Consider the following 26,396-nt stretch of genomic DNA (forward strand, 5'->3'; position numbering starts at 1 on the left):
TTGGATGCTGTAGTTGAAAACATTTCGGCTTTGCAACTTTGCAGCTTTGTAACTTATACTTCTTGTTTTGCCACTAAATGCTTTACCTGATCAAAAGGTTCTGCTACAAAGTGGTCTCTGTTCTTAATTTTTTCCGGGAAACGAACGTGGTATTCAAACTCGTCCCTAAAGTGGCGTATAGCTGCTGCCACCGGCCATGCTGCTGCATCGCCAAGAGGGCAGATCGTGTTTCCTTCAATCTTGCGCTGAATATCCCAAAGCAGCTCGATATCTTCTTCACGGCCATGACCATTCTCGATACGGTGCAGTACTTTTTCCATCCATCCCGTACCTTCACGGCAAGGCGAACACTGTCCGCAGCTTTCGTGGTGGTAAAAGCGTGAGAAGTTCCAGGTGTTCCTTACGATACATGTAGTGTCGTTGTACACGATGAAACCACCTGAACCAAGCATTGACCCTGTTGCAAAACCACCTTCAGAAAGTGATTCGTATGACATTAAACGGTCGCCGCCTTCAGCGTTTTTGTAAATTAAGTGTGCAGGAAGGATAGGCACCGAAGAACCTCCGGGAACCAATGCCTTTAATGGCCTGCTGTCCATCATTCCGCCTAAGTATTCGTCAGAGTTCATGAACTCATCAACGCTAAGGCCTAATTCTATTTCGTATACTCCCGGGTTTTTGATGTGCCCTGAAGCTGATATCAGTTTTGTTCCTGTAGAGCGTCCTATACCTATTTTAGCATAATCTTCTCCTGAATTGTTTACGATCCATGGCACAACAGCGATAGACTCTACGTTGTTTACCACAGTAGGGTTAGCCCATAGTCCGCTTACAGCAGGGAATGGCGGCTTGATCCTCGGGTTACCTCTTTTGCCTTCAAGCGACTCGATAAGCGCAGTCTCTTCACCACAGATGTAGGCTCCCGCACCACAGTGTACGTGAAGGTCAAGGTCGAAACCAGAACCTAAAATGTTTTTACCTAACCATCCGGCAGCGTAAGCTTCTTTAATGGCTTTCTCCAATATGCGGTAAACCCACATATATTCACCACGGATGTAGATGTAGGATAGGTTAGCCCCAAGTGCGTAGCTCGAAGTGATCATACCCTCGATCAAAAGGTGAGGAATGTACTCCATCAGGTAACGGTCTTTGAACGTTCCCGGCTCCGACTCATCGGCGTTACAAACCAAATGCCTTGGCTTGCCTGATTTTTTATCTATAAAACTCCATTTCATACCGGTAGGGAAACCTGCCCCTCCACGGCCTCTAAGTCCTGAAGTCTTTACTTCTTCTACCACTTCGTCCGGAGTCATGCTTTTGATAGCTTTCTCTACAGAGCGGTACCCACCATGCTGGCGGTACACTTCATAGGTTTTTATCCCCGGTACGTTTGCGTGCTCTAATAATATTTTCTGTCCCATCGTTACTTGGTGTAATGGTCTCTAATTAGTGTAAATTAACCTGTCCGTTTCGGCACTCATCAATAAGAGTGTCAACTTTCTCCATTGTCAGGTTCTCTTTGTAATAATCACCCAGCTGAAGCATAGGTGCATAACCGCAGGCACCAAGGCACTCAACGCCTACTATGGTAAACATACCGTCAGGAGTGGTTTCGCCTTCTTTAATGCCCAGTTTGTTGCAGGTGTAGTCCATCAGGTTCTCTGCTCCGCGAATGGCACAGCAAGAAGTCCTGCAGAACTCAAACATGTACTTGCCGATAGGCTGCTGGTTGTACATGGTATAGAATGATACTACCTCATACACCTCGATAGGCTTGATGTCAAGAATTTCGGCAACCCTGTCCTGAAGCTCAATGCTCAGCCAGTTGTCGTGCGCATCCTGTACTTCGTGAAGCACGGGTAGCAATGCCGATTTCCTTTTGTCAGCAGGGTAGTGGCTTATCAGCTCATCAATCCTGGCCTGAAGTTCAGGGGTAATGTTTATATCCTGTTTTGCGTGTGAAATTTTCATAATCTTAAGCGTCTAGTTCGCCTGCAATAACATTGAGGCTTGATAATGTTGCAATGGCATCAGACAGCATTTGTCCTTTTACCATGTCGTTAAAGGCCTGATAGTAAATAAAGCAAGGCCTGCGGAAGTGTAGCCTGTAAGCAGTACGGCTTCCATCAGTTATTAGGTAAAAGCCAAGCTCTCCGTTACCGCCTTCTACCGGATGGTATACTTCGGTCTTAGGTACAGGAACTTCGCCCATTACAATTTTAAAGTGGTAAATAAGTGCTTCCATGTTGGTATACACATCTTCTTTTGGCGGAAGATAGTAATCAGGAACATTAGCGTGGAAAGGACCTTCCGGCAGTTTTTCCAATGCCTGTTTGATGATGCTCAAACTTTCCCAAACCTCTGCATTACGCACGCAGAAACGGTCGTAAGTATCACCTGATTTTCCAACAGGAACGTTGAATTCAAAGTCTTCGTAAGAGCTGTACGGCTGCATAACGCGAACGTCATAATCTATACCGGCAGCACGAAGGTTAGGGCCTGTAAAGCCATAGCTCATTGCTTTTTCGGCAGAGATAGGGCCTACATCGATGGTACGGTCCATAAAGATCCTGTTACGGGTAAGCAGGCTCTCAAATTCTGTCCATATTGCAGGGAACTCCTCTAAGAATGTATTTATTTTTTTGAAGGCTTCCGGGCTCCAGTCTCTTTCGAAACCGCCAATCCTTCCCATGTTAGTGGTAAGGCGGGCACCGCATATCTCTTCATAAATTTCGTATATTTTTTCCCTGTACTGGAATACGTAAAGGAAACCTGTAAGTGCTCCGGTATCTACACCAAGAACCGAGTTACAGATGATGTGGTCGGCAATACGTGCCAGCTCCATGATAATTACCCTTAGGTACTGAACCCTTTTTGGCACCTCGATATCCAGTGCTTTCTCCAGTGTCATCCACCAGCCCATATTGTTGATAGGGGCAGAGCAGTAGTTCATCCTGTCGGTAAGCGGGGTCACCTGATAAAATGGCCTGTTCTCGGCAATTTTTTCAAATGCACGGTGAATGTAGCCTACGGTACTTTCGCCATCAAGTATCCTCTCACCATCCATAAGCAGGATGTTCTGGAAAATACCGTGGGTTGCAGGGTGTGTAGGCCCAAGGTTTAGTATTGAAAGCTCGCTGCCGTCTTCATTCTGCTTCTGTTCGATCATCTTGGCATAGCGATGCTCCGGTGGTAATAACAGGTCTGACATTTTATATAAAAATTTATTCCTTGTTCTTTATTAATTAACAGTTGTCCTGCGTACGGCCGAAGAATCGGTCGTCTTTATCAGTTCTTCCTCCGTCTTCCATCGGGAATTCCTTACGCATCGGGAAAGATACCATCTCATCCATGTTCAGGATCCTTTTCAGCTGTGGGTGCCCGTTGAATATGATCCCGAAGAAATCATACGTTTCACGCTCCTGCCAGTTTGCACCAAGAAAATGCTCTGTTGCCGATGCTACTTCCGGGTTTTCTCCGTTAAGGAAACACTTGAAGCGAATCCTAACGTTATCATACCAGTTGTGCATGTGGTAAACCGTAGCAAACTGCCTGTCCAATTCATTGTCAGGGTAATGTACGCCGCAAACATCGGTAAGGAAGTTGAAACGAAGCAGCGGGTCATTCTTTAAAAAGCCCATAACTTCAGACAGTGAATCTGATGCCACTTCAAAAGTGAAAATATCTTTGATCTGGATAAAGCCGTTGACTTTGTCTCCGAATTTTTCGGTAAGCTTATCCTGTATTACTGTTGTTTCTAAAGCCATTGGTAACTTATGAAATATTATAAGAAGCTAGTAGTTCTTTGTATTCGTCTGAACTTCTTCTGCGTACTGATTCATTCCTTACGATATCCTGAAGCGTCATGATGCCGTCAAGTATCTGCTCCGGTCTTGGAGGGCAGCCCGGAACGTAAACGTCTACCGGAATTACCTTGTCAATACCCTGAAGTACAGAATAAGTGTCGAATATACCGCCTGAAGAAGCACATGCCCCAACTGCGATAACCCAGCGTGGTTCAGCCATTTGCTCGTATACCTGGCGTAAGATAGGCGCCATCTTTTTAGCGATGGTTCCCATTACCAACAGCATATCGGCCTGGCGCGGAGAGAAGCTCATGCGCTCCGATCCGAAACGTGCCACGTCATAGTGTGATGCCATGGTAGCCATGAATTCGATACCGCAGCATGAGGTTGCAAAAGGCAGTGGCCACATAGAGTTGGCACGTGCCATACCTACAACGGTATCAAGTTTTGTTGCAAAAAAGCCTTCTCCCGAAAATCCTTCAGGTGCTTCAACCATTTTTATGTTTGATGACTTGCTCATTGTAATTTTAATTTTTGATTATCAGGCAATGGTTTTGAAGCCATACCTGTTTCCTCCTTCATTTATTCCCACTCCAAACCTTTTTTCTTCATCACGTAGAAGAAGCCTACTACAAGAAGAAGCATAAAGATTCCCATTTTTATTAAGCCTTCAACCCCCATATCGCGGAAGTTTACCGCCCATGGATACATGAATATTACTTCAACATCGAAAAGTACGAACAGGATGGCAACAAGGAAGTATTTTACCGAGAATGGTATACGTGCGTTACCTACTGACTCTATACCGCACTCAAAGTTTTTGTCTTTGTTTACCGAATGCCTTTTAGGCCCCAGCTTGCTCGATACGAAAATTGTACCTGCCACAAAACCAACTGCGAGAAGCGTTTGCATTAAAATTGGGAAATAATCCGCCTGATTTGTCTGCATATTATGTGTTTAATTTATAAAACAATTCACAAATATACACGTCACAGCTGAACAAACTCAACGTTTTTTTGATAGAAAAAGAATAAAAGCTTAATTTTTATTGGTTCTAAATAAAAATGGAATTGCTTTAATTTTAACACGGAGTGCGGAATTGATATTTTAATTTTTTGCCTGTTAACAAATTCTTAAAAAAAAAGCTAAAAAAATACATACTGCTGTGAAATATTCAACAAAAACCGCCCTCGGGAGAGGGCGGTGATGATTGGAAGGTGATTTGTGATATATATTAGCTTAGAGCGATGCTACCTGAGCTGCTACCCTACCTTTTTTTCCTTCTTCTTCCACATAGCTTACTTTGTCGCCTTCACGCAGGTTTTCTGCATTTAGACCGGAAGCATGTACGAAAATGTCTTTTCCTGTTTCGTCATCAGTTATGAATCCATAACCTTTGGATTCAATAAAAAATTTTACTTTGCCTGTTCGCATTTTTGTAATAAAAAAATTAATAATGACCTCAAAGATAAACTTTATTATGACATTACAAAGTAAAACGTTAAAATAATTGATTTAAACAAATGTTTAAGTTAATGTTTGTGCTATTTGTTTGACGAAATCCTTATTCGAAAGATTTTAATACATTTTCTTCGCCGGCTGTCAATAATAACATATTGCTTGTTTTCCAGTACTCTGTGGTAAAGTTATTGCCAGCCGAAAACAGGTCTTTTTTCTTGTAGCGTTTGTTTTTGTCAAACTCAAATTCACCCTCTTTGTAATCTATGGTCACCACATCGCTCATAAAATCGAAGGTGTCGTCAAACTTGTTTTTGTTGGTTACATAAACACTCAGCCTGTTCTGGCTGTACGACAGGATGTATTTGTTATTGGTGTTTTTAAATACCACCTTCTTCCCTAAGTTGAGTAATTTGAACTTAAAGAATAATACATTGATCAGGTCGGCATATTGTTTATGCGATTCAGCAGTCCTCACATCAATCTCAAGGATAAGTTTGGTGTCCGCTTCATAAACGACCTGCCCTTCATACAGTATTTCATGTACTTCGGGTTTTGGTATCACTTTAATGATCTCAATGTCTTTGCCATCGCTGTTCTTCCTTAGCTTAAGTTCGTAGTTGTAATTGTCCGCATCCAGAAGCTTGTTGACTATCTTAAAGTTTGAGGCATCGGCAACAGCTTCTTTTACATCATAAATGTTCATGGCGCCTACAATATCGGTATTGCTTTCGGTGTCGCCATTTTTCATCTTTTTAAAGATTTGGGTATTGTTGTCTACAAGTTGCTTTGCACGGCTTTGCTGTACATAGAGGTCGGCGGCGCCGCTCTTGCGTTTTACATTGTAGTCAAGCAATCCGTCGGCAAATTTCAGGTAATGGCTGTTTACTTTTGCAAACTCCCTGTAATAGGTATTGAGTACCAGAGATTTCTCAAGTCGTTTTTTAGATGCGCTTACCGCCTCCTTAAGTATTTCTTTTATGGGCTTATTGGTAATTACGGTTTCTTCCAGTAATATCTGGTTCTGTTCCAGTTTTAAGGTAACGGTTTCGTCTTTTCCGCTAAGGGCCAGTGATGCGGCTTTGTAGCTAAGGTGACTAAAGTAGATACTCTTGGTAGCAGATGGCACTGTAATCCTGAAATCGCCGGTTTCATTTGAGATTACCGATATGTTAGACTCCAGTGTACCGATGCTTGCCATTTCTACCGGCTCATTGGTTGTGGCGTCTTTAAGTGTGCCGGTTATGGTAATGGTTTGTGCCAATGCCATAAAGGGAAGCAGTAGGAGCAGGAGGGTAAATTTTTTCATAAATGTGGTTTTGGTTTAGTATATGACGAAAAGATACGAATTTCGTTACATAAAAAAGCCCCGCAATCGCGGGGCTGTATTTTATTCCAATTACAGGGTAAACTGCCAGTTCACTAACAGGTTAATACTGTTGGTAGAAATCTTGTCTGAGTCAATGGCTGTGATGTTTGCCAGGCCAAAATTATCCCTGATCTCAACATTGATATTCTGGGTCCTTGTCAGCTTAAATTTTGCGCCAAAACCAAGGTTGATGCCATAGTCGAATGCTTCATAATCCTGTTCATATCCCTCCATGGGCTTATTGCCTTCCATCTTGTAAGTATCGTTAAAAGCATAGCCTATAAATCCGCCTCCTGTCACATAATAGTTTTCCCAGATGTCAAGATAGTATTTCAGGTTTACCGGAACAACAACGTAGTCGAGAGAGGTCGTAATCTTACCGTTTCCTTTCATGGTGTAGTCAACAGCTGTCCCATCCGGACCAACTATTGTTTCGGTATAGCTGAAGCTTGTTTTGTGGGAAGCATTTTTTCTTTCGTAATTGACTCCGGTGCAAAAGGAGAATCGTTGGTTCAGCGGCATTTCTACCGATGCGCCAACCAGGTAACCCAATCCGTAATTAAAGCCGGAGGCATAACCGTCGCCCCTGATGTCTGACATCGTCGGGCCAATGGTGATACCGTATTTTATTTCTTCCTGAGCTGAGGATAATAGTGGTAAGGCGAGTACTAGTAGCAGGTGTAGTTTTTTCATCGGATGTTTTTGGTTAAGTGGCGCAAAAATAAGAAAAGGTTTAATAAAAAAAGCGGGCATCAGATGATGCCCGCTTTTTTTTATGGTCCTATGTTGAACGCTTATTGCGCTACATTTAATTTAATGCTTAATTCAGTAAGCTGTGCATCATCTATGGTCGATGGTGCATCAATCATTACATCACGGCCTGAATTATTTTTAGGGAACGCGATAAAGTCACGGATAGTTTCCTGACCTCCAAGGATCGCAACAAGCCTGTCAAAACCAAAAGCAAGTCCACCGTGTGGTGGCGCACCAAACTGGAATGCATCCATAAGGAAGCCAAACTGTGCTTTTGCCTGTTCTTCGGTAAAGCCAAGATATTTGAACATTAATGCCTGAGTCGCTTTATCGTGTATCCTGATCGAACCTCCGCCTATCTCGTTACCGTTAAGTACAAGGTCATAAGCATTAGCGCGTACAGCTCCCGGATTAGTTTCAAGCAATGCGATATCTTCCGGCTTAGGCGATGTGAACGGGTGGTGCATCGCGTGGAAACGCTCGCTATCCTCGTCCCATTCCAATAGTGGGAAGTCTACAACCCATAATGGCGCGAATACCTCAGGGTTTCTCAATCCAAGGCGTGTTGCCAGCTCCATACGCAGCGCACTAAGGCGTGTACGTGTTTTGTGGGCATCGCCGCTAAGTACTAGTATAAGGTCACCCGGTTGTGCGCCTGTAATCTCGGCCCATTTTTTAAGGTCTTCCTGGTCGTAGAATTTATCTACCGATGATTTTATAGAACCATCAGCCTCATATTTGGCATATACCATGCCGCTGGCACCTACCTGAGGGCGTTTTACCCACTCGATAAGTCCGTCTATTTCTTTACGTGTATAAGATGCAGCACCCGGAACGGCAATACCTACCACAAGCTCAGAGCTGTTGAATACGGCAAAGTCTTTATGCTGTGCTACTTCGTTAAGTTCTCCAAACTCCATCCCGAAACGGATATCCGGTTTGTCGTTACCATATTTTTTCATGGCATCTGCATAGGTCATTCTCGGGAATTTTCCGGTGTCAATGCCTTTAACCTGTTTTAGCAGGTGGCTGGCAAGCCCTTCGAATACGCCAATGATGTCTTCCTGCTCTACGAAAGCCATTTCACAGTCAATCTGCGTGAACTCCGGCTGGCGGTCAGCACGAAGGTCTTCGTCACGGAAACATTTTACGATCTGGAAATATTTATCCATACCGCCCACCATAAGCAGCTGTTTGAATGTTTGTGGCGATTGCGGCAGGGCATAGAACTGCCCCGGATTCATCCTTGATGGTACAACAAAGTCACGCGCACCTTCAGGAGTAGATTTTATAAGTACCGGAGTTTCCACCTCGATAAAGCCCTGGTTAGAAAGGTAGTTTCTTACTTCCATTGCCACTTTATGGCGGAAAAGAAGGCTTTCCTTAACCGGGTTACGGCGGATGTCCAGGTAACGGTATTTCATACGGATGTCTTCACCACCGTCGGTCTCATCTTCAATAGTGAAAGGAGGGGTGATGGCAGTATTAAGTATAGTAAGCTCATTTACCAGGATCTCGATATCTCCGGTAGCCATAGCAGCATTTTTAGATTCACGCTCTATAACGGTACCTTTAACCTGGATAACAAATTCCCTGCCCAGTGTGGCTGCTTTCTCAAAAACATCTTTTTGGGTGCGTGCCTCGTCAAATATAAGCTGGGTGATACCATAACGATCCCTAAGGTCTACCCATATAAGGAAACCCTTGTTACGTGATTTTTGTACCCATCCGGCTAATGTTACTTCCTGGTTGATATGTGAAGCGTTAAGCTCTCCATTATTATGGCTTCTATACATTACTTGATAAATTTTGAAGTGCAAATTTAGCAACTAATGTTTACAAAGTACAAAAAGATGATACTAACTTTTTATTATCCGCCTGTCTGTTTGAATGAGTTGATGATTCCTGCCATTTCTTTTTCGTAGCTGCTCCTGTTTTCGGCATCGGTCCATACCATGATTTGGTAGAATCTGTTGGTGCCTTCAATGAATGCTATTTTCCAGTAAACACGATTGCCTGATGATACGCCTTCAAACGAAATGACACGTGCTTTGAGTCCGCCTATCTTGGTTTCCTCAAAAGGGGGCAGTTGTTTTTTGGCGATAGAAGTTTCCATGCCATCAACAATAAGCTGTGAGTAACCTTCTAAGGTAGTAGGGTATTTTTCGCTAAGCTTTTTTTGGGCAATATCTGCAGTAACAACATCTTTGGTCTCATCGATACCTATTACGAATATGTTCTTAACGTGATTTTCATATTGCACCGATGCATCTTTATTAATGTCGCCTGTCCTGTGGAAATGATCCGGCAGCTCAAGCGTATACCTGTTGCCTACATGGGCAGTGGTTGTGGTTTGCTCACATGATATAAACAAACTGACTGATAACAATAATAAGAGTAATGACCGGCTCATAACGGCTGATTTAAGTTTTGTATAAGCAATTTAAGCATAAAAAGCATAGGACAATGCGATAAGCCCGTTTTTTTAAACAGATGCAAAACAGGTAAAAGTACGGATGTATAGAAGAAGGCTAAAGAATATTTTTACAGAAACTAAGAGTGTATATTTTGGAAAAGACAGCAAATACTCTTTTGTCATTTGAGTACAATAACTTAAGAGGGGGTTCTAAAAGCCTGAAAGATTATCAGGGCAAATTGCTTTGCGTAATTTTTATATCTCCTTATACCATAAATAACAGCATGGAACTAGTGTCGGAAATTTCGGCATGGCATTACTATGGTTTTTACGAAGGCAAGAATATAAAGTTTGTTTTTATGGCATTATGCATCAATTACCCGGGGGATAGCCCGGCACTCCGAAGGATAACGGTACACCACAATAAGATTGATTGTCTCAGCGCAGATGACAATGTGAGCGAGACATTGATGCTGAACTATCGATTATTTTCAATGCCGCAAGCAATGATCATAGCACCGGATGGTGCAATTCTGGATACTATGGAACAACCTTACTCCGGGACATTAGATAAAAAATTAAAAAAGCTTCTCTTATAGTGTTGGAATAAAGTTTATTTTTACGAAAATAAAATCAATAACTATGAAAAAAATAGCATTGCTGTTCCTGTTTGCTTTTGCAGGGGCATATGCGCAAACGGAGCAGGTAAAGTTTACTGCTAAAATACAAAACCGCAACAGCGACTCGCTGGTTATTAGAAGCCAGAAGCTTAATAAGGTGATCAAAGCAGATGCTAAAGGGAACTTTAGCGACACATTTGCTGCCGAAACAGGTTTTTACCAGTTTTCTGACGGTACAGAGCAAACGTCGCTTTACCTGAAGAATGGATTTGACCTTACCATGAATGTTGACGGTAAAAAGTTTGACGAGACACTTAACTATAAAGGTAAGGGAGAGAAAGAAAACAATTTCCTTGCTAAAATGGCTGTAGACAACCAGATTCTTGGTACAAAGCTTGAAAAGGTGACCGATCAGGCCGGGCAGTTCAAGCTTATCAACGAAATGATGGGGAAACTGGACGTGGCTCTTAAAGATCCGGCTCTTGATGAAAACTTCCGTACTACTTTAGGACAGCAAATAGGTGCCCAACGCCAGCAAATGGCACAGATGGAGCAGCAATTGGCTAAATCTGAAGGCATGAAGGGTCAGCCTTCGGCTACTTTTAACTATGAGAATGCTAAAGGTGGTACTACTTCACTTGAATCGTTTAAAGGCAAATATGTATATGTAGATGTTTGGGCTACATGGTGCGGCCCTTGCCGTAAAGAGATTCCTTTCCTTAAGCAGGTTGAAGAGAAATACCACGGCAAAAAGATTGAGTTCGTAAGCATCTCTGTAGATAAGGCTGCTGACCATGAAAAATGGAAAAAAATGGTAACCGACCAGGCTCTTGGAGGTACTCAGCTGTTTGCCGATAAAGACTGGAGTTCGGCTTTCGTTACCGCTTATGGTATCAATTCAATACCAAGATTCATACTGATAGGCCCTGACGGGAAAATTGTAGATGCTGACGCAAAACGACCATCTGATCCTGCTCTTCAGGCTCAACTTGATTCTTTACTTAAATAAATATCCATACAAAAAAGCTTCATTACTTTACAATGAAGCTTTTTTTGTAACATCATAAATACCGATTAAATACAATGAAAAAAATTGCTCTTTTATTACTTTTAGCTGTAACCGGGACCTATGCACAGACAGAAGTTAAGTTTGCCGCTCAAATACAAAATAGAAACAGCGACTCGCTGGTTATTCAAAACAGGACTTTTAAAAAAGTACTGAAAGCCAATAAAAAAGGTGATTTTAAAGGTGCTTTTGCAGCAGAGACCGGATTCTATCAGTTGTTCGACGGTGCCGAGACTACTACATTGTTCCTGAAGAATGGATTTGACCTTAGCCTTACCATGGATGCCAAGATGTTTGATGAAAGCATAGTGTATAAAGGTAAAGGAGAGAAAGAAAATAACTATCTGGCTAAATCGGCACTGGCAAACGAGGTACTGGTTGAGAAGATTATCGTTAGTGATAAAACAGACCCAAAGAAACTGATTGATGATTACATAGCTAAATCGGAGCAAAGCCTTAAAGACCCTGCGCTTGATGCTGTTTTTAGCTCCAACATGATAAAGGAACTGGAAGGCGATCGCGAGAACCTTATGATGATGGCAGAACAGGCAGCCAAGGCACAAAAGCTAAAAGGGCAGCCATCGCCACTGTTTACGTATGAGAATTTTAAGGGAGGGACTACCAGCCTGAGTGAACTTAAAGGAAAGTATGTGTACATAGATGTATGGGCAACATGGTGCGGGCCTTGCCGTCAGGAAATACCTTTCCTTCAAACCATAGAAAAAAAATACCACGGTAAAAAGATCGAGTTCGTAAGTGTTTCTGTTGATAAGGCAAAAGACCATGATAAATGGCAAAAGATGGTTACGGACAAATCACTTGGAGGAATACAGCTTTTTGCGGATAAGGACTGGAGTTCTGATTTTATTCAGGCTTACGGAATTAACTCGATACCGAGATTTATACTGATAGGCCCTGATGGTAAAGTAATTGATGCTGATGCAAAAAGGCCATCAGACCCGGCACTTCAGGCACAGCTTGACACACTGCTTAAATAAGATAAATAGTAGACAAAAGTTAACTTAATGTATCTTTAACGTTAACTAAATGTTACCAAACCATCTGCTATGGCAGATGGTTTTTTTGTTTTTAACAGAAAAAAGTCTTTTGATCAATGAAAAAATCTTGATTTTTTATAAAACTCTAGTTTTTAGGTATCTGTGCTAAAGCTAATAAAATAAGATGTTTTCGATGTTTTTTTGTTTTTCCAATGTTAAGTTTTCAGTTGTGTTACCAAATTGTTATGTAAATGTGTCTTTTATGTAAATTATATTTAATAGATTTGTAATAGAGATAATGATTTATCAATAACCCTAAAACACAAGAACTGATATGAAAAAGATATTATTTGCCGGATTACTGCTATCAGCAGGTGTGTTATCTGCCCAAAACAAAGATCACGAATACTCTGTAGAGAACAATATAGTAAAGGCTGTTTATTATTACGAAAATGGTAATATCAAACAAGAAGGCACTTACAAAGACGGAAAACTTCACGGAAACTGGGCCTCTTATAATGAAGATGGTACTAAACAATCTATTGGAGAATATGCAAACGGTATGAAAACTGGAAAATGGTTTTTCTGGACCGGAGCGGTTCTTAATGAAGTAGATTACAACAACAGCAGGATTGCTGAAGTTAAAAAGTGGTCTAAAGAAGCTGTGGTAGTTAAATAAGCAGTAACCTGTTTATTTGGAAAAGGCTGTAAGATACTATCTTACAGCCTTTTTTAATGCTATGTATTCAGAGGGTAATTATGCCTTGTTCTTTTTCTTGAAGGTGCGCCCGTGCCATATCAGGAAGCCCGATATAGGCAAAAGCATACATACAAAACTCGCTATAAAAGCAATGATCTTGCCCGGTATGCCCAGGATGGCACCCACATGAATGTCGTAGTTTGCCGTAATCAGTTTTTCGCCAAAGTTCCTTTCGCTATGGTTCTTTGTATAAAGTAGTTTGCCTGTGTACTGGTCAAACTGCAGCTGATGGTACACATAATATTTTCCGGGATATTGCTGTACATAGGCATCGATAACGGCTGTCTTTGCAGTATCGGCCGGTTTGCCAAGGCTAAGGGCATCGGCATCCTTATATTTAGCTTTAGTGATCTCATAGGCTTTGTCAAGCGCTGCATCCCTGTTACCATCGCTGATGGTAGATGTTTTAACTACCTGCTCGGGAGGGGTTATGCTTTGTGATCCTGCTACATATACTATGGCCTGGAACCAGGTAAATGCCCAAACCATTCCGGTAAAAGCAATGATGATGGCTACTGAAGCAATGTAAAAGCCAAATATGTTATGCAGGTCGTAGTTTTTCCTTCTCCATTTGGTAGTGTCTTTCCACTGGAACCAAAAGCGCTGCTTGCGTGCCGCTTTGTTCTTTGGCCACCATAAGATGATGCCCGTGATAAGCATGATCACAAAGATGAACGTTGACCATCCAATGATCTGCTGGCCTATGGGGTGATTGATAAGCAGGCTCCAGTGAAGCATTTTCACGATATTGAAAAAGTCTTTCTCCTGATCATAAATTGCCAGTATCTTTCCTGTATATGGGTCTACATATACATTGTAGTAATAGTCTATGGAGTCAAAATACCAAAAACGATCTTCAGCATTCTCTGCGGCTTTATAGCAATGAAACTCAACCGACCTTTTCGGGTCTTTGTAAACGTGCATGTCGTTAAACGTGATTGTATCGCCAATTGCCTTATACGTTTCATTCCAAACAGCGCTTACCGGTAAACGGGTTGACTTTACCTCGGGTACATAAAGCGCATCTTCACGCTGCCAGTCGCTTATTTCCTGGCTGAAAACAAAAATACAGCCTGTTATTGACAGGAACAGCACAACAAGCCCGGAAGCAAGTCCAAGCCATAAATGCGCTTTACCTACCCACTGCTTAAAAGTCTTTTTCTTTTTGGTATTTGTCTTTGCCATCGGCTTTATTAGTTTTTAACTGCCGGAATGCAATAGGTTGCACAATGCCAGATGAACTGGTACTCTTTACCATTAAACTTGCCGGGAACCTCTTCTTTTTTAGTGGCTTCCATGATGTATTTTACACCCCATGGCAGGCTAAAGGTAATGATGCCGTCTTTGTCGGTAAGTACTTTTTTAGACCACTGGTCGGTTATAAATACCGTTACTTCCTGATCTTTTATTGGCTGGGCTTTGTACAATACTTTGAAAGTAGCCTTGCCGTTCTCGGCATGTACTTTTTTGGTAATATCTACTATTGTAAGCCCGTCAGGATTAACGGCGGCTGTTTCGGTTGCGGTTCCGCCTACTTCTACCTTGGTGGTAGCATGGTAGTGCGTTTTAAAGATGCCAAAGTTGTATTGTGTATAATCTATAACGTCAATGTTATTGTTGTTTAGTACAACGGTATAAGTCCCATTGGTTTTTGGCTCAAAAGAACCTGCATAAAACCTGATGGCAGGAGTTATCTCCAGTTTGGTCTTTTCGCCTGTTGGGCTTATTATCCAAACCTCAAAAGCCTTTACTTTATTAAACGCTTCTTCACCGGCATTTTCCACTTCTCCATAAGTGTATTCTCCAAAGTAAACCCTGACTTCCTGTTTTTTGTTGATCTTGCCTGTAGGGCTTGTTTCAACCCACATGAAGTGTGCAAAGCTGTTTGCCGTTACAAAAAGGAACAGTAATAATAGAATAGATTTTTTCATGGTACAAAAGTAAAGCATCTTCCCGAAGGAAGATGCTTTTATGTGATTTTAGAAATTGTATGTTAAGTTGGCTGCAAATACTCTTGGTTTTTGCGGGTTGATGGTCGACCATCCTTTGTAGTACTCCTCGTTGGTAAGGTTGTCTACTTTCAGTGTTATTGCAAATGCATCTATGTTGTAGAAAACCGATGCGTTAAGCACTGTATATTCAGGTAGTACAAATGTACCTCCAAGATTCCTGCTGAAAATTTTGTTTTTTCCTGCAGTGTTTCCACCAAAGCCTAAACCAAAACCGTTTAGAATGCCCTGGTTAAACCTATAGCTTGCCCAAAGGTTAGCCATAATCTGTGGTCCTGCACTTTCGGGCCTTCTGCCTACGAAATCAGGATCTCCTGCTGTTAATTTTGACTCGTTATAGCTATAACCTGCAAGTATGTTAAGTCCCTCTATCGGGTTAGCTGTAAGGCTTACCTCTACACCTTTGTTTCTTTGCTCACCACCTTGAACGCTTGTCTGGATGTTATCAGGATTATCGGCTGTTGGTCCATATAGCGTGTAAACCATATTACTCACTTCAGTGTTGTAATAGCTAACTGATCCTGTAAGCTTATCGTTGAAAAGATTGACCTTAGTACCAAACTCAAACTGGTTGGCATGCTCAGGGTCAAATGTAACAGCTTTTGGAGCGGCAGATGCTGAGAAGTTTGTTGTAGGATCTGTATTCACAAAACCATTCATGTAGTTAGCGAAAACTGAAAGCTGCTCCGGTAATATCTGGTAAACTGCACCAAATTTAGGTGAAAGCGTTGTCTGGTTTCCATTGTCGTTCTTAAAGTGGTCAATCCTAAGGCTGGCCATAACAGAAAGGCTTGATGTAAGGTAGGCAACATCTGATGCATAAGCACTGAATATTTCCTGTTTTGCTCTTGTTGGCGATACATCTGCTCCTGCAAGAACTGCATCAGTTGCAGCTTGCGTAAGGATACCGCTGTCACCGTCAGTAATATAAAAATCAGGGTTTGTAATTTTAAATACTGACTCGTTTACATTTTGAAGGCTTGCATCTCCTATGTATACCAATCCGTTCATGCCGTAGCCGCTTCCGTTGTCAACAATAGTCCTCGTGAAGTAATCCAAACCACCAACAAATTTGTTCTTGATAGTTCCCAGATTAAATTCACCTATGAAGTTCTGCTGTATGTCAGTTCCGTAAGTCTCAGAGTTCTGTTTGTTAAGGTAACGTGCAAGCACGATTCCGCTCTCAAGCCCTGCAAAGTTTTTTATAACTGTTTGGTCAGGTAGCGTAGTGGTAGATTGTGTAGCTTCATACAGGTATGAGTAATAACCTGATGATTTAGCCGATGTTCTTGAAAGGATAGACTGAGAAGTCCAGTTGTCGTTAATTTTATATGACGCTACACCCTGAAAGTTAAAGGTTGGGGTCTCCATGTAAAGGTCGTTGCTTGTATAAGAGCGACGGTTGTCATACTTAAGCTCGTCCATGTTATGTACAAGAAGCGGGTTGCCTCTGTCAAGGAAAAGCATGGTAGGGTTAGTGCTTTTTCCGTTATAGAATTCAGCATTCACTAAGAATGATAATCTGTCAGATGCTTTGTAAGTTAGGGAAGGGGCAACGAAGAAAGATTCTCTGAATCCTGCATCCTGGAAGCTGCCTTCGGTATGGTAAGCTGCATTAAGCCTAAGGTTAACACCATTCTCTTTGTTTAACGGAGTGTTGATGTCTAGCGTAGTCCTGTTAAGTCCATAGCTGCCACCTGTGTATGATACATTTCCTCCAAAAGTGTCATAAGGCCTTTTTGTAGTTACGTTAATAAGACCACCGTAAGAGATAACACTGCTTCCGAATAGTGTTCCAGATGGGCCTTTGATAACATCAATCCTTTCAATGTTAGCAGGGTCAGGGCTGCCGTTAGTAAGTCCCGGTACACCGTTGATCATTGTTGGCTGAACGGCAAATCCTCTCAAAGAGAAATAACCTGCACCATCAGTACCACGTCCTGTAGATTCCCATAGTTTGTCTAAGCCCGGTGCATTTTTAAGTGCGTCGTCAAAGTTGGTAACCACCTGCTGTTTTAATACCTCAGATGTAATAGTGTTGTAAACCTGCGGATTCTCAATGTCTTTCAGCGGCATTTTAGCAACGATGTCGCTTTGCTTGCGCGAAAATTTATTGCTGTTTCCGTCTATTACCACTTCGTCAAGCTGTTGCTGGCTTTCGGCAAGGGCAAAATCTTTTGTTACTGTTTCTCCGGCAGCAACGGTAACAGTGTTTTCCATAGAGGTAATACCTACTGCAGAAACACGTAGCGTATAGGTGCCCGGCTTAACATTTTTAATCTCATACTGGCCTGACTGGCCAGTTACTGCTGAATATACTGTTCCCTTAAGAGCTACAGAGATATTCTCGGCCGGAGTGTTACCGCTTAAAGTAACAGTACCGTTTATTTTACCACGTTCCTGTGCTACCATAGCGATAGACACAAAGAGCATTAGGCATGATAAAACTCTTTTGAATGTAATTGTGTTCATATTATGATGGTTATTTTGTTTTGGTGCTGCAAAAGTAATAGCCAATGATCAATTACACAATATTATTTTTAATTATTCTAAATAAAGATAATTAGGGCGTTAAAAATAAGACATACCCATTATTTTTTGATTATTTTTTAAGATAATGAAGTTTTTAGTCTTATTTACACGATTTAATTCAGGTAAATGACCTTTTTGATGGTAGTAATTTTCTAACAATTTCAGATAAAATTGTAAAAAAAGCGTTCAGGCAGTTGTGGGGGGGTAGTATGCAGGATTTTAATTCATGTAAATTAGTAATACTATAGAAAGGCACTATTTTAATTTTGCTTTAAAAGGAGACTGCGGATGATGTATAAAAATACGGGTGGTTACACTACTGGCACTGTCGTCTAACGGTAAAAGAATAGAGGTAGTGTCCTGTAATGTAGCGCCTTTGGATGCCTGATAGTAAACAGAAGGATTTTTAACAGGGCTAAAGTACAGCGAGTCGCTAAGCACTGCACTTTTAAAGTGTTTTTTTATATAGTTTCTGTCGCCAATCTTTTCCAGTTCCTGTAGTGCGGCATCGTCATCATAAATACCCATTGCATTTCGGCCAGTATACTCAACCGATCTGTCCGGATAATAATTCATGAACTTGTAAGCTTTTAATTGTTCTTCCAGTGCTGCATTATCATTTTCATCTTCTGTAACTCCATACTCAAAATTCCCGAACATTCCGGGCATCATACTGCCGGAAGGCGTTGGCGGAAATTGCCATTCCCATACCGGGATGGTATATATTTCTTCCCATTCATCATTAGTAAAAGTGTAAACGTATGCAGTATTCATATTGGAAAAATCATCCCATTGTTGCACCACTATAATTTCGTCCTTACCGTCGTCATTTATATCTCCACAGTTTTCAATGTAATGAAAACCAAGATGCCCACCCGGAAGTTTTAGTTTCTTTTCCTTCCACTCAAGAAAAGACCGGTTATTGAAATAAAAGTTCAGGAACGAAACATCAGTGTACTCAAACAGGGTATCATTACTTGTGTAATATTTGGCCGCTTCATTTTTGTATAAAGAGTCGGTGTAACGTTCTTGCAGTATGTCCGTTTTATGGTCGCCGTCAAAATCGCCTGTGATTTTAAAACGATACCCCATAATTGGCTTTGAAATGCGTAACAGCGAATCGGCCTTTATTTTTATCGAATCGGCATGAGTAAGTTTTATATTTTTAACGAACTGCTGCTTTCCTGAGCATCCCTGAAGGCTAAATAGTGCAATGAATACAAGGGTAACAACAATAATGATCTGCTTTTTCATATCTGCTAATTGCTGATGGGAAAGTACGTTTTTTTATAATTGATATGGACTTTAGATTTTTTAAAATAAAAAAAGCCCTGTGCGTTAACACAGAGCCTTTTCTTCAGGAATTGTAAATAAAATTTTTAATGTTTTGTGGTAAAGCCGTCTTCGCTCAGTTCTTTGTGCTCATAGTCGGCAACCATTTCTTTTTCATAATCTATAGGTTCACCTTTAGATACCCTGCGGATGATACTGTCGAATATTGAATATACTACAGGTACAATTACAAGAGTAAGGAATAGTGAACTCACAAGTCCACCTATGATTACCCATGCAAGACCGTTGTTCATCTCTGCCGCACCACCTTTTGCCAATGCAATAGGAATCATACCTATAACCATCGCAATGGTTGTCATAAGGATAGGACGAAGACGTGCGTGGTTGGCCTGTACCAATGCGTTGAATGTAGTTTCACCCGCCTCTTTACGGTGGTTGGTAAAGTCTACAAGTAATATCGCATTCTTACATACAAGACCAATAAGCATGATGATACCAAGGATCGTGAATATATTCAGTGAGTTGTTGGTCAGTGCCAGGGCAAGTAACGCACCGATGAACGATAACGGAACCGAGAACAGTACCACAAACGGATATACGAAACTGTTATAAAGGGCAACCATTACAAGGTAAACCAATACAATAGCTGCAAGCAATGCGATACCAAGCGTACCGAAACCTTCTCCCTGCATCTCCATATCACCACCCCATACATAGTCTACACCTGCCGGGCGTTCTATTTTTTCGAATACGGCCTGCCAGTCGGCAATTACAGCACCTACAGGACGACCTACAGATTGTCCCTGAATAGTAACGGCAGCACTCTTATCACGTCTTTCTAATAACGATGGTCCTGAACCTTCAGTAACTGCTGCAAACTGAGAAAGCTTAACTTCCTGTCCTGCATTGTTCATAAAGGTAAGGTTACGCACATCGTTTATATCCATACGGTTCTCTTCACCAAAACGGATGTTGATGTCATACTCATACTGTCCGGCACGGAACTTACCATCGGTATTACCGTTAAAGGCTGTCTGCATTGTCATACCCACAGTTGACAGGTCTAAGCCAAGCGACGCCATCTTATCGCGGTCTACCTGAACGTTAACCTCAGGAGAACCCGACTCTGATGTTAGTTTTATCTCTGTTGCTCCCGGAATTTTAGCAAGTTCGGCAGCAGCTTTGTTTGCCCATTCCATAGCGCTCTCAAGGTCGCTTCCTGTTACGGTAAGGGCAATAGGGGCATCGTCAGCACCACCCATGATACTTACCGGAACGGTTTTAATTTTTGCGCCTACCAATACTTTTTCAAGTTCGCGTTTGGTTTTTGCAGCATATACAAATGAGTTATCCGTACGGTGTTCTGCATCTACAAGGGTAACCGTGATCTCAGATTTGTAAGCAGTAGCCTGTACGCCTGCAAAACCTTCACTGGTTTGTCCTACTGTAGTAATGATGCTTTTTACTTCGGGCCTGCTGGCAAGAAACTCTTCTGCCTTTTGTGTCATGAAGTTCGTTTGTTCCAGCGATGCATCTTTTGGCAATTCCATCTGTACGATGAACTGGCCCCTGTCAAGCTTGGCAAAGAACTCACCACCTACAAATGTACCTGCAATGAATAATGATCCGAAGAATAAACCTACTGCAACACCAAGGCTGGCAAGTTTTGTCCATCTGCTTTTAAGTGACCAGGTAAGGATACCTGTTACCCAGTGCGTGAAACGGTCAAGGCCTTTTTCAAAACCAAGGATGATACGGCCAAAAATGTTTTTGCCTGTAATATGCTCCAGCTTACCAAATCGTGATGATAACCACGGGATAAGCGTAAATGATGATAATAGCGATAACAATGTAGCGATAACTACGGTAACACAAAACTGTGTAATGATGTTAGATACTAGTCCTGTACTCATTGCAATAGGAAGGAATACCACCACAATTACAAGGGTAATCGCCATTACGGTAAACCCAATTTCGGCAGTACCGTCATAAGCAGCACGTATCCTGCTTTTGCCCATCTCCATGTGTCGGTAAATGTTCTCAAGTACAACAATGGCGTCATCCACGAGGATACCTACCACAAGCGACAGTCCAAGTAAGCTCATCAGGTTAAGGGTATAGCCCATCAGGTAAATACCAATAAACGTAGCAATAAGCGATGCAGGGATAGATACCATTACGATAAGCGCATTCCTTATACTGTGAAGGAAAAACAACATTACAAATGCCACAAGGAATACCGCGATAAATAAATCGTGTATTACTGCATCAGCAGCTACAAGCGTAAATTCAGACGTATCGTTGGCAATTACCAGTTTCAGTCCTTGTTTAGCATAATCTTTTTCAATTTTAGCGATTGCAGCGTGCACGTCTTCACTCACCTGTACGGCATTAGCCTCGGTTTGTTTAGTGATCTGGATAGCAATAGCGCTTCCCTGGTCTACACGGGCAATCTTATCGGCTTCTTTCTGGCTGTCCTGTACATCGGCGATCTGGCCAAGGCGCACCTGTATGCCGTTTTTAGACGATACTACAAGGTTACGCATTTCTTCTATCGTACGGTATTTACCCGCAAGACGCACAAGCATAGAGCTTTCGCGTGTCTTAACGCTACCTGTTGGGAAATCAAGGTTACTGCCCAGTACAGCCTGCTGTACCTGAGGAATGCTAAGGCCATAGCCTTTCAGTTTCTCTTCGTTAAGGTTTACCTGGATCTCACGTTCCTGTCCACCTACAAGGGTTACCTGGGCCACACCCGGAACACGGGCAAGGATAGGTTCGATCTTTTTATCAAGAAGGTCATAGAACTCAACTTCGTCCATTTTTGAAGTCGCTCCCATGGTAATGATAGGAAGGTCGCTCAGGGAGAACTTTACAAGTGCAGGAGGATCGGCATCCTCCGGAAGGTCTTTCTCAATAGCGTTGATCTTACGCTGGGCGTCATTCAGGGAATAATCGGCATCAGCTTCAGATTCAAGCGTAACCATTACAAGCGATAAGCTTTCGTATGATTTAGACTCTACCTTTTTTACAAGCTCCAGTGACGATACCGCGTCTTCAATTTTTTTGGTAACTGTATTTTCTACCTCACCTGGCGAAGCACCGGGATATACAGTAGAGATCGTTACCACATTCATTTCAAATTTAGGGATAAGCTCGTAGCTCAGGTTGCTGTAGCTAAAGAGGCCTCCTAACGTAAGTATGATGAACAACACTATAATAAGCGTTGGACGTTTTATGGATATTTCTGCTAATTTCATTTTATGTCTTTAATTGGTTTACATCTCCCATACAGGAGAGGCTGAGGTTATTTTATAACACTCACTTTAGTACCATCCTGTAGGTTGATCTGGCCGCTTGTTACAACAACATCACCTTCTTTAAGGCCGCCAAGTATTTCTACTTCTTCACCAAAGATGCGCCCCGGAGTTACTTTTACAAATTTGGCAACGCTGTCTTTAACCACAAATACCTGACTGTTTCCTACACCGCCTACAAAAGCTATCCTTGGTACTGTAAGCACCGATGGCTGGTTTGCAGCACCGCTGTTGCCAAATTTGGCCGAACCATACATACCTGCTTTGATCTGGTTGTTAGTATTGTTGCTAATCTCGATATCAACCGGGAAGTTTAAAGTCTGATCTGCTTTAGGAGCTATGAAAGTAATTTTTCCTTTAAACTGTTTGTCAGGATAAACACTCACGCTAACAGGAACCTCTGAACCTAATTTCAGGGTCGCTACCTGCTGCTCTGTTACTGTTACCCTTAATTTAAGTGTAGATACATTTACAAGCTCGAATAATACAGTACCGGGAGATACCACCGATCCCGGCTCAATGTTACGCTTGTTTACAATACCGTTTATGCTCGATTTAATAGAAGCATCACCAAAGTTTACTTTTGCCTGGTCGTAGCGTGCTTTAGCATTGGCAAGGCTAAGTTTGGCCTGGTCCAGCTGTTGTTTTGTTACACCACCGCTTTTGAAGGCGTTTTCATAACGCTGGTTGTCGGCAACGGCCGTTTGGTATGCTGTCTGGGTATTTTGAAGTTCGATGGAAAGCTGGTCACCTTTAATTACGGCAAGCACCTGTCCTACACGCACGGCATCACCTTCGTCTACCAATACCTTAATTACACGGCCGTTGTTTTCTGCCGGGAATTCAAGCTGCTGAGATGCTTCAAAGGTACCGTTAGCAATATAATCGGTGTTAGGCTTGTCATTTTTTACGGTTGCTGCCTTAACGGCTACTGAGTTGTTCTTTTGAGACACTACAGCCGTTTCCGAATCATTCTTTTCTTTATTCTTGTTTAGTATATAAGCTCCAAGAGCAATTACACCAACACCTGCTAATATATATAGTATTTTTTTCATGGGATTAGTTTGTTAAGGTTCTTAATTCTCCTTTTGCTTTAATTAGCTGCACTTCTGCCAGCTTATAGTTTAAAAGCGAATTTGTAAAGTTACGTTGAGAGGTAATGTATCCGGTTTCTGCATCAAGCAGGTCGGTTAGTGTGGCAAGGCCATTCTGGTAATTGTTCTGGATATCATCCAGTACTTCCTGTGCCAGCTTAACATTTTCTCTCTGGTTGTTTATATTGGTAAGGCTCACCTGTATCTGCGACCTGGCATTAGAGTAAGCAAGGTCAAGCGAAAGCTTGGTGTCTTTAAGGTCTTCTTCTGCTTCGCGGATGTCAACATCGGCCTGTCTTACACGGGCACGTGTTCCAAAACCTGAAAAGATGGGTACATTAAGGTTCAGGGCAATGGCTGAAAAGTCTGTCCAGTAAACGCCTGCAGATGAAGGCTGGAACCATGGCATCTTAGGACCCTGTCCAAGGTAATTATACCCCGCTGTAAGCGATAGCGTTGGGTAATACTCAGCTACGATCGCTTTTTTATTGAACTCCAATAGCTCTTTTTGCTTTTCTACCAATCTATATTGCGGAAGAAGCTTAGTGTCAGGAGTATCGTTAAAGGCCTGAGGTGTTACGCCAAATTGTGAATCCGGCAGTACGATTGGAGTTTCTATAGGCATGCCTATAAAGAACTTAAGCGCGTTTTCCTGCTGCTCAAGATTACTTTTCAGTTGCATGCGCTCCGCATCTATGTTAGATACCGTTACGTTAATCCTGTCAAGGTCTATTCTTTTGGCAAGTCCGTTATCATATTGCCCTTTGATGATGTCCCTGATCTTGGCAGTGTTAACATAATTGCTGTCAACCACGGTAAGCTGTATACGCTGTACATATACGTTATAATAGTTGTTGGCCACCCTTTCTATAACCTGCTCGTCGGTTAATTCCGCATTTACTTTATAGAATTCACGGGTAGTCCTGGCTGCCCTTAGACCAGTAAAAACTGCCTGGTCAAAGATGTTTTGGGTAAGAGAAACACCTGCTACAGAGCTCCATTTCTGTCCGAAAGCCAATAGCTGGGTACCTTGTCCAAAGTCTACAGCGTTTTGCTGAATAATGGGGTTATACGTTAGGTTTCCATTAGCCGAGATATTTGGTAGTGCTCTTGATCGTACCTCCTGTATCTGGTACTCGCTGTTCTCTACCGCTAATTTTGCTTTTCGTGCTTCGGCCTTGTTCTCCAACGCATAATTTATGGCGTCCTTCAGCGTAAGTTCCTTAGCCGGCACTGTCTGTGCCTGTGCTCCGGTAACGGCCAAAACCACCATAAGCATTGCAAGTCCTCTTGCAGTAAAGCTTTTAAAATCAATTATGATTTTCATGGTTAACTGTGTTTATTGATGATGATTATTGTTTAAAAAGTGTGTTCAGTACAATTTCCTTGCGTTCTTCAAGGATGGTGTCGTAATATTCTTTTGTCATACCCATGGTTTCCTGAAGCAGGGGTCTCATAGATATAGGAAATGACATAAGAGAGATAAAATTCAGTGCAAAGTGCTCCGGCCTCATTTTTTCGATATTTCCTTTATCCATCTCAAGCGCTATTTCCAGGTAGAATTTGTCTAACAGCGTGCCCATTTTTTCCCTGTCTTTATACACGCAGCCTTGATTCATTTGGGTTACCATGTAAATCTCAAGGTAAGGGTATTGTTTTGCCTGTTCAAAACAGCTGTCAAGATGGCGGCTTATTTTTTCTCTTAGCGGAAGGTCTGAAAAAACAATTTGCTCTGTAAGTTCCTGCTCCTGCTTTTGAGCGTCTTCGAATACAGTCTCAAACAGTTTATCTCTTGATCTGAAATAATAGTTTATCAGCGTACGGTTCACTCCTGCGGCATCTGCAATCTCCTGTGTGGTCGCATTAAAGCGGCCTTCGCCAAAGAATAATTTCTTGGCTGTATCTTTAATCAGTTTTTCAGTATCCTGATCTGTTAATTTAGCTGACATATTTGTTTAACTTTTTTGTTTGACATTTTTGTCAAGGCAAAATTAATACCTTTTTCGGTTTGACAAATGTTAATATTTTGTTAATATTTTTCAAGTGCTATCATAAGCGTTTCCAGTCCTTTTGGAGTTGTAATTGCTCTCAGGTGATATTCCAGATATTGTTTAGTCAGGGCGTTAACTTCAAAAGTTTCCGACGGGAAAATCTCTGTATTCTTAATTCCTGTAAGGCCTGTAAAATAGATACGAGAAATAAAATCTACATTAATATCCGGTCTGTAAAGACCGCTTTCAATACCTTTTTGTATGTTTTGAAGCATGCAGCCGTGCATTTTTTCAAATTGTTTAGAGTGTAATGTGGAGAAAGTGTGGGGGAAGAATTTCTGAAGCTGATAGAATGGGGAAGTTGATTCGTTATTGAGTTTCCTGCTTAAAAAAGTTCTGATAGTAAATATTTCTTCGATAGCGTTCTTTTCGAGTTCGCAAATTTTGTCTACCCCGTCAGATATTTGTTCAAAAAGATAAAACGTGCTGGCTTCTACCAGTTCGTTTTTGTTGGCATAGTGCTGATAAATGGTTTTTTTAGAGATGCCAAGCTCAGCTGCAATGTCATCCATGGTTACGCTTTTGTAACCATGAGCCATGTACATATCGTTGGCTTTCTGTAAGATAGTCTCTTTCATCAATTTCAAATTGCGGTGCAAAAGTAGTGAAGGAAACTTTGGAAACCAAAAAAGTTTCCAAAGTTTTTGATAATTTTAAGAATCACGCTTATGTGTGAAATTTGCTTAAGAATGAGTTTTTCAGTTATACCGCAGAGTTTCGCGAAGAAACACAAATACACACGAAGTTTTTATTCAGGCAGTGCACTGAGCTTTTTTCTGCCTTTGCAGAATTCTCAGAGGGCTTAATGGTTTTTTTGTCTTTGTGGCACTTGGTGTCTTCTTGGCGTATCTCTG

The 26,396-nt window shown here is 41.7% G+C and carries 24 protein-coding genes; 4 read left to right on the forward strand and 20 right to left on the reverse strand.

Annotation, left to right across the window (positions count from 1 at the left end):
* Positions 1–53: 53 nt before the first annotated feature.
* The 11 genes from nuoF to ACX0HA_RS01270 form a co-directional block, all read right to left on the reverse strand.
* Positions 54–1,421: an NADH-quinone oxidoreductase subunit NuoF gene (gene nuoF, locus ACX0HA_RS01220; protein ID WP_458843443.1), complete on the reverse strand. Its 1,368-nt coding sequence runs from the start codon at positions 1,419–1,421 to the stop codon at positions 54–56.
* A gap of 25 nt (positions 1,422–1,446) precedes the next feature.
* On the reverse strand, positions 1,447–1,971 hold the full coding sequence (locus ACX0HA_RS01225) for an NADH-quinone oxidoreductase subunit NuoE family protein (RefSeq protein WP_458843444.1): 525 nt from the start codon (positions 1,969–1,971) through the stop codon (positions 1,447–1,449).
* 4 nt (positions 1,972–1,975) lie between these two features.
* The gene (locus tag ACX0HA_RS01230) at positions 1,976–3,211 is read right to left on the reverse strand and encodes an NADH-quinone oxidoreductase subunit D (protein ID WP_458843445.1); all 1,236 of its coding nucleotides are present in this window, start codon (positions 3,209–3,211) and stop codon (positions 1,976–1,978) included.
* A gap of 34 nt (positions 3,212–3,245) precedes the next feature.
* Positions 3,246–3,767, reverse strand: coding sequence for an NADH-quinone oxidoreductase subunit C (locus ACX0HA_RS01235; RefSeq protein ID WP_458843446.1), 522 nt, complete (start codon positions 3,765–3,767; stop codon positions 3,246–3,248).
* Positions 3,768–3,774: 7 nt separating this feature from the next.
* Entirely contained in the window at positions 3,775–4,326 is a 552-nt protein-coding gene (locus ACX0HA_RS01240) for an NADH-quinone oxidoreductase subunit B (RefSeq protein ID WP_458843447.1), read from the reverse strand.
* Between the two features lie 62 nt (positions 4,327–4,388).
* The gene (locus tag ACX0HA_RS01245) at positions 4,389–4,754 is read right to left on the reverse strand and encodes an NADH-quinone oxidoreductase subunit A (RefSeq protein ID WP_458843448.1); all 366 of its coding nucleotides are present in this window, start codon (positions 4,752–4,754) and stop codon (positions 4,389–4,391) included.
* Between the two features lie 291 nt (positions 4,755–5,045).
* Positions 5,046–5,240: a cold-shock protein gene (locus ACX0HA_RS01250; RefSeq protein WP_458843449.1), complete on the reverse strand. Its 195-nt coding sequence runs from the start codon at positions 5,238–5,240 to the stop codon at positions 5,046–5,048.
* 130 nt (positions 5,241–5,370) lie between these two features.
* Complete coding sequence (locus ACX0HA_RS01255; protein WP_458843450.1) at positions 5,371–6,573, reverse strand: carboxypeptidase-like regulatory domain-containing protein; 1,203 nt, start codon at positions 6,571–6,573, stop codon at positions 5,371–5,373.
* Positions 6,574–6,663: 90 nt separating this feature from the next.
* Positions 6,664–7,326 carry a porin family protein gene (locus ACX0HA_RS01260; protein ID WP_458843451.1) on the reverse strand — a complete coding sequence of 221 codons (663 nt, stop codon included), beginning with the start codon at positions 7,324–7,326 and terminating at the stop codon, positions 6,664–6,666.
* 101 nt (positions 7,327–7,427) lie between these two features.
* Complete coding sequence (gene aspS, locus ACX0HA_RS01265; protein WP_458843452.1) at positions 7,428–9,182, reverse strand: aspartate--tRNA ligase; 1,755 nt, start codon at positions 9,180–9,182, stop codon at positions 7,428–7,430.
* A 74-nt stretch (positions 9,183–9,256) separates the two neighbouring features.
* On the reverse strand, positions 9,257–9,799 hold the full coding sequence (locus ACX0HA_RS01270; RefSeq protein ID WP_458843453.1) for a hypothetical protein: 543 nt from the start codon (positions 9,797–9,799) through the stop codon (positions 9,257–9,259).
* A gap of 155 nt (positions 9,800–9,954) precedes the next feature.
* Between ACX0HA_RS01270 and ACX0HA_RS01275 the strand changes: the two genes are divergently transcribed.
* From ACX0HA_RS01275 to ACX0HA_RS01290, 4 genes are all read left to right on the forward strand, one after another.
* The gene (locus ACX0HA_RS01275; protein WP_458843454.1) at positions 9,955–10,401 is read left to right on the forward strand and encodes a hypothetical protein; all 447 of its coding nucleotides are present in this window, start codon (positions 9,955–9,957) and stop codon (positions 10,399–10,401) included.
* A 43-nt stretch (positions 10,402–10,444) separates the two neighbouring features.
* Positions 10,445–11,431: a TlpA family protein disulfide reductase gene (locus tag ACX0HA_RS01280; RefSeq protein ID WP_458843455.1), complete on the forward strand. Its 987-nt coding sequence runs from the start codon at positions 10,445–10,447 to the stop codon at positions 11,429–11,431.
* Between the two features lie 74 nt (positions 11,432–11,505).
* Positions 11,506–12,486, forward strand: a complete 981-nt coding sequence (locus tag ACX0HA_RS01285; RefSeq protein WP_458843456.1) for a TlpA family protein disulfide reductase — start codon at positions 11,506–11,508, stop codon at positions 12,484–12,486.
* A 334-nt stretch (positions 12,487–12,820) separates the two neighbouring features.
* Positions 12,821–13,165, forward strand: a complete 345-nt coding sequence (locus ACX0HA_RS01290) for a toxin-antitoxin system YwqK family antitoxin (protein ID WP_458843457.1) — start codon at positions 12,821–12,823, stop codon at positions 13,163–13,165.
* A 78-nt stretch (positions 13,166–13,243) separates the two neighbouring features.
* Here ACX0HA_RS01290 and ACX0HA_RS01295 read toward each other — a convergent pair whose 3' ends face one another.
* The 9 genes from ACX0HA_RS01295 to ACX0HA_RS01335 form a co-directional block, all read right to left on the reverse strand.
* Positions 13,244–14,431 carry a PepSY-associated TM helix domain-containing protein gene (locus ACX0HA_RS01295; protein WP_458843458.1) on the reverse strand — a complete coding sequence of 396 codons (1,188 nt, stop codon included), beginning with the start codon at positions 14,429–14,431 and terminating at the stop codon, positions 13,244–13,246.
* Between the two features lie 8 nt (positions 14,432–14,439).
* Positions 14,440–15,177, reverse strand: a complete 738-nt coding sequence (locus ACX0HA_RS01300) for a DUF4198 domain-containing protein (protein WP_458843459.1) — start codon at positions 15,175–15,177, stop codon at positions 14,440–14,442.
* A gap of 48 nt (positions 15,178–15,225) precedes the next feature.
* Positions 15,226–17,727 carry a TonB-dependent siderophore receptor gene (locus ACX0HA_RS01305; protein WP_458843460.1) on the reverse strand — a complete coding sequence of 834 codons (2,502 nt, stop codon included), beginning with the start codon at positions 17,725–17,727 and terminating at the stop codon, positions 15,226–15,228.
* Positions 17,728–18,042: 315 nt separating this feature from the next.
* Positions 18,043–19,041, reverse strand: a complete 999-nt coding sequence (locus ACX0HA_RS01310; protein ID WP_458843461.1) for a hypothetical protein — start codon at positions 19,039–19,041, stop codon at positions 18,043–18,045.
* 125 nt (positions 19,042–19,166) lie between these two features.
* Positions 19,167–22,340, reverse strand: coding sequence for an efflux RND transporter permease subunit (locus ACX0HA_RS01315; RefSeq protein WP_458843462.1), 3,174 nt, complete (start codon positions 22,338–22,340; stop codon positions 19,167–19,169).
* A 47-nt stretch (positions 22,341–22,387) separates the two neighbouring features.
* Complete coding sequence (locus ACX0HA_RS01320) at positions 22,388–23,452, reverse strand: efflux RND transporter periplasmic adaptor subunit (RefSeq protein WP_458843463.1); 1,065 nt, start codon at positions 23,450–23,452, stop codon at positions 22,388–22,390.
* A gap of 4 nt (positions 23,453–23,456) precedes the next feature.
* Positions 23,457–24,818: a TolC family protein gene (locus ACX0HA_RS01325; RefSeq protein WP_458843464.1), complete on the reverse strand. Its 1,362-nt coding sequence runs from the start codon at positions 24,816–24,818 to the stop codon at positions 23,457–23,459.
* 25 nt (positions 24,819–24,843) lie between these two features.
* Positions 24,844–25,440, reverse strand: a complete 597-nt coding sequence (locus ACX0HA_RS01330) for a TetR/AcrR family transcriptional regulator (protein WP_458843465.1) — start codon at positions 25,438–25,440, stop codon at positions 24,844–24,846.
* 80 nt (positions 25,441–25,520) lie between these two features.
* On the reverse strand, positions 25,521–26,120 hold the full coding sequence (locus tag ACX0HA_RS01335) for a TetR/AcrR family transcriptional regulator (RefSeq protein WP_458843466.1): 600 nt from the start codon (positions 26,118–26,120) through the stop codon (positions 25,521–25,523).
* Positions 26,121–26,396: the final 276 nt, after the last annotated feature.

It is taken from the genome of Flavobacterium hauense (assembly GCF_054457175.1).

Excerpts from the sequence above, each read along its gene's own strand:
- nuoF (WP_458843443.1), bottom strand. The coding sequence starts at position 1,421 with ATGGGACAGAAAATATTATTAGAGCACGCAAACGTACCGGGGATAAAA.
- ACX0HA_RS01225 (WP_458843444.1), bottom strand. The coding sequence starts at position 1,971 with ATGAAAATTTCACACGCAAAACAGGATATAAACATTACCCCTGAACTT.
- ACX0HA_RS01230 (WP_458843445.1), bottom strand. The coding sequence starts at position 3,211 with ATGTCAGACCTGTTATTACCACCGGAGCATCGCTATGCCAAGATGATC.
- ACX0HA_RS01235 (WP_458843446.1), bottom strand. The coding sequence starts at position 3,767 with ATGGCTTTAGAAACAACAGTAATACAGGATAAGCTTACCGAAAAATTC.
- ACX0HA_RS01240 (WP_458843447.1), bottom strand. The coding sequence starts at position 4,326 with ATGAGCAAGTCATCAAACATAAAAATGGTTGAAGCACCTGAAGGATTT.
- ACX0HA_RS01245 (WP_458843448.1), bottom strand. The coding sequence starts at position 4,754 with ATGCAGACAAATCAGGCGGATTATTTCCCAATTTTAATGCAAACGCTT.
- ACX0HA_RS01250 (WP_458843449.1), bottom strand. The coding sequence starts at position 5,240 with ATGCGAACAGGCAAAGTAAAATTTTTTATTGAATCCAAAGGTTATGGA.
- ACX0HA_RS01255 (WP_458843450.1), bottom strand. The coding sequence starts at position 6,573 with ATGAAAAAATTTACCCTCCTGCTCCTACTGCTTCCCTTTATGGCATTG.
- ACX0HA_RS01260 (WP_458843451.1), bottom strand. The coding sequence starts at position 7,326 with ATGAAAAAACTACACCTGCTACTAGTACTCGCCTTACCACTATTATCC.
- aspS (WP_458843452.1), bottom strand. The coding sequence starts at position 9,182 with ATGTATAGAAGCCATAATAATGGAGAGCTTAACGCTTCACATATCAAC.
- ACX0HA_RS01270 (WP_458843453.1), bottom strand. The coding sequence starts at position 9,799 with ATGAGCCGGTCATTACTCTTATTATTGTTATCAGTCAGTTTGTTTATA.
- ACX0HA_RS01280 (WP_458843455.1), top strand. The coding sequence starts at position 10,445 with ATGAAAAAAATAGCATTGCTGTTCCTGTTTGCTTTTGCAGGGGCATAT.
- ACX0HA_RS01285 (WP_458843456.1), top strand. The coding sequence starts at position 11,506 with ATGAAAAAAATTGCTCTTTTATTACTTTTAGCTGTAACCGGGACCTAT.
- ACX0HA_RS01290 (WP_458843457.1), top strand. The coding sequence starts at position 12,821 with ATGAAAAAGATATTATTTGCCGGATTACTGCTATCAGCAGGTGTGTTA.
- ACX0HA_RS01295 (WP_458843458.1), bottom strand. The coding sequence starts at position 14,431 with ATGGCAAAGACAAATACCAAAAAGAAAAAGACTTTTAAGCAGTGGGTA.
- ACX0HA_RS01300 (WP_458843459.1), bottom strand. The coding sequence starts at position 15,177 with ATGAAAAAATCTATTCTATTATTACTGTTCCTTTTTGTAACGGCAAAC.
- ACX0HA_RS01305 (WP_458843460.1), bottom strand. The coding sequence starts at position 17,727 with ATGAACACAATTACATTCAAAAGAGTTTTATCATGCCTAATGCTCTTT.
- ACX0HA_RS01310 (WP_458843461.1), bottom strand. The coding sequence starts at position 19,041 with ATGAAAAAGCAGATCATTATTGTTGTTACCCTTGTATTCATTGCACTA.
- ACX0HA_RS01315 (WP_458843462.1), bottom strand. The coding sequence starts at position 22,340 with ATGAAATTAGCAGAAATATCCATAAAACGTCCAACGCTTATTATAGTG.
- ACX0HA_RS01320 (WP_458843463.1), bottom strand. The coding sequence starts at position 23,452 with ATGAAAAAAATACTATATATATTAGCAGGTGTTGGTGTAATTGCTCTT.
- ACX0HA_RS01325 (WP_458843464.1), bottom strand. The coding sequence starts at position 24,818 with ATGAAAATCATAATTGATTTTAAAAGCTTTACTGCAAGAGGACTTGCA.
- ACX0HA_RS01330 (WP_458843465.1), bottom strand. The coding sequence starts at position 25,440 with ATGTCAGCTAAATTAACAGATCAGGATACTGAAAAACTGATTAAAGAT.
- ACX0HA_RS01335 (WP_458843466.1), bottom strand. The coding sequence starts at position 26,120 with ATGAAAGAGACTATCTTACAGAAAGCCAACGATATGTACATGGCTCAT.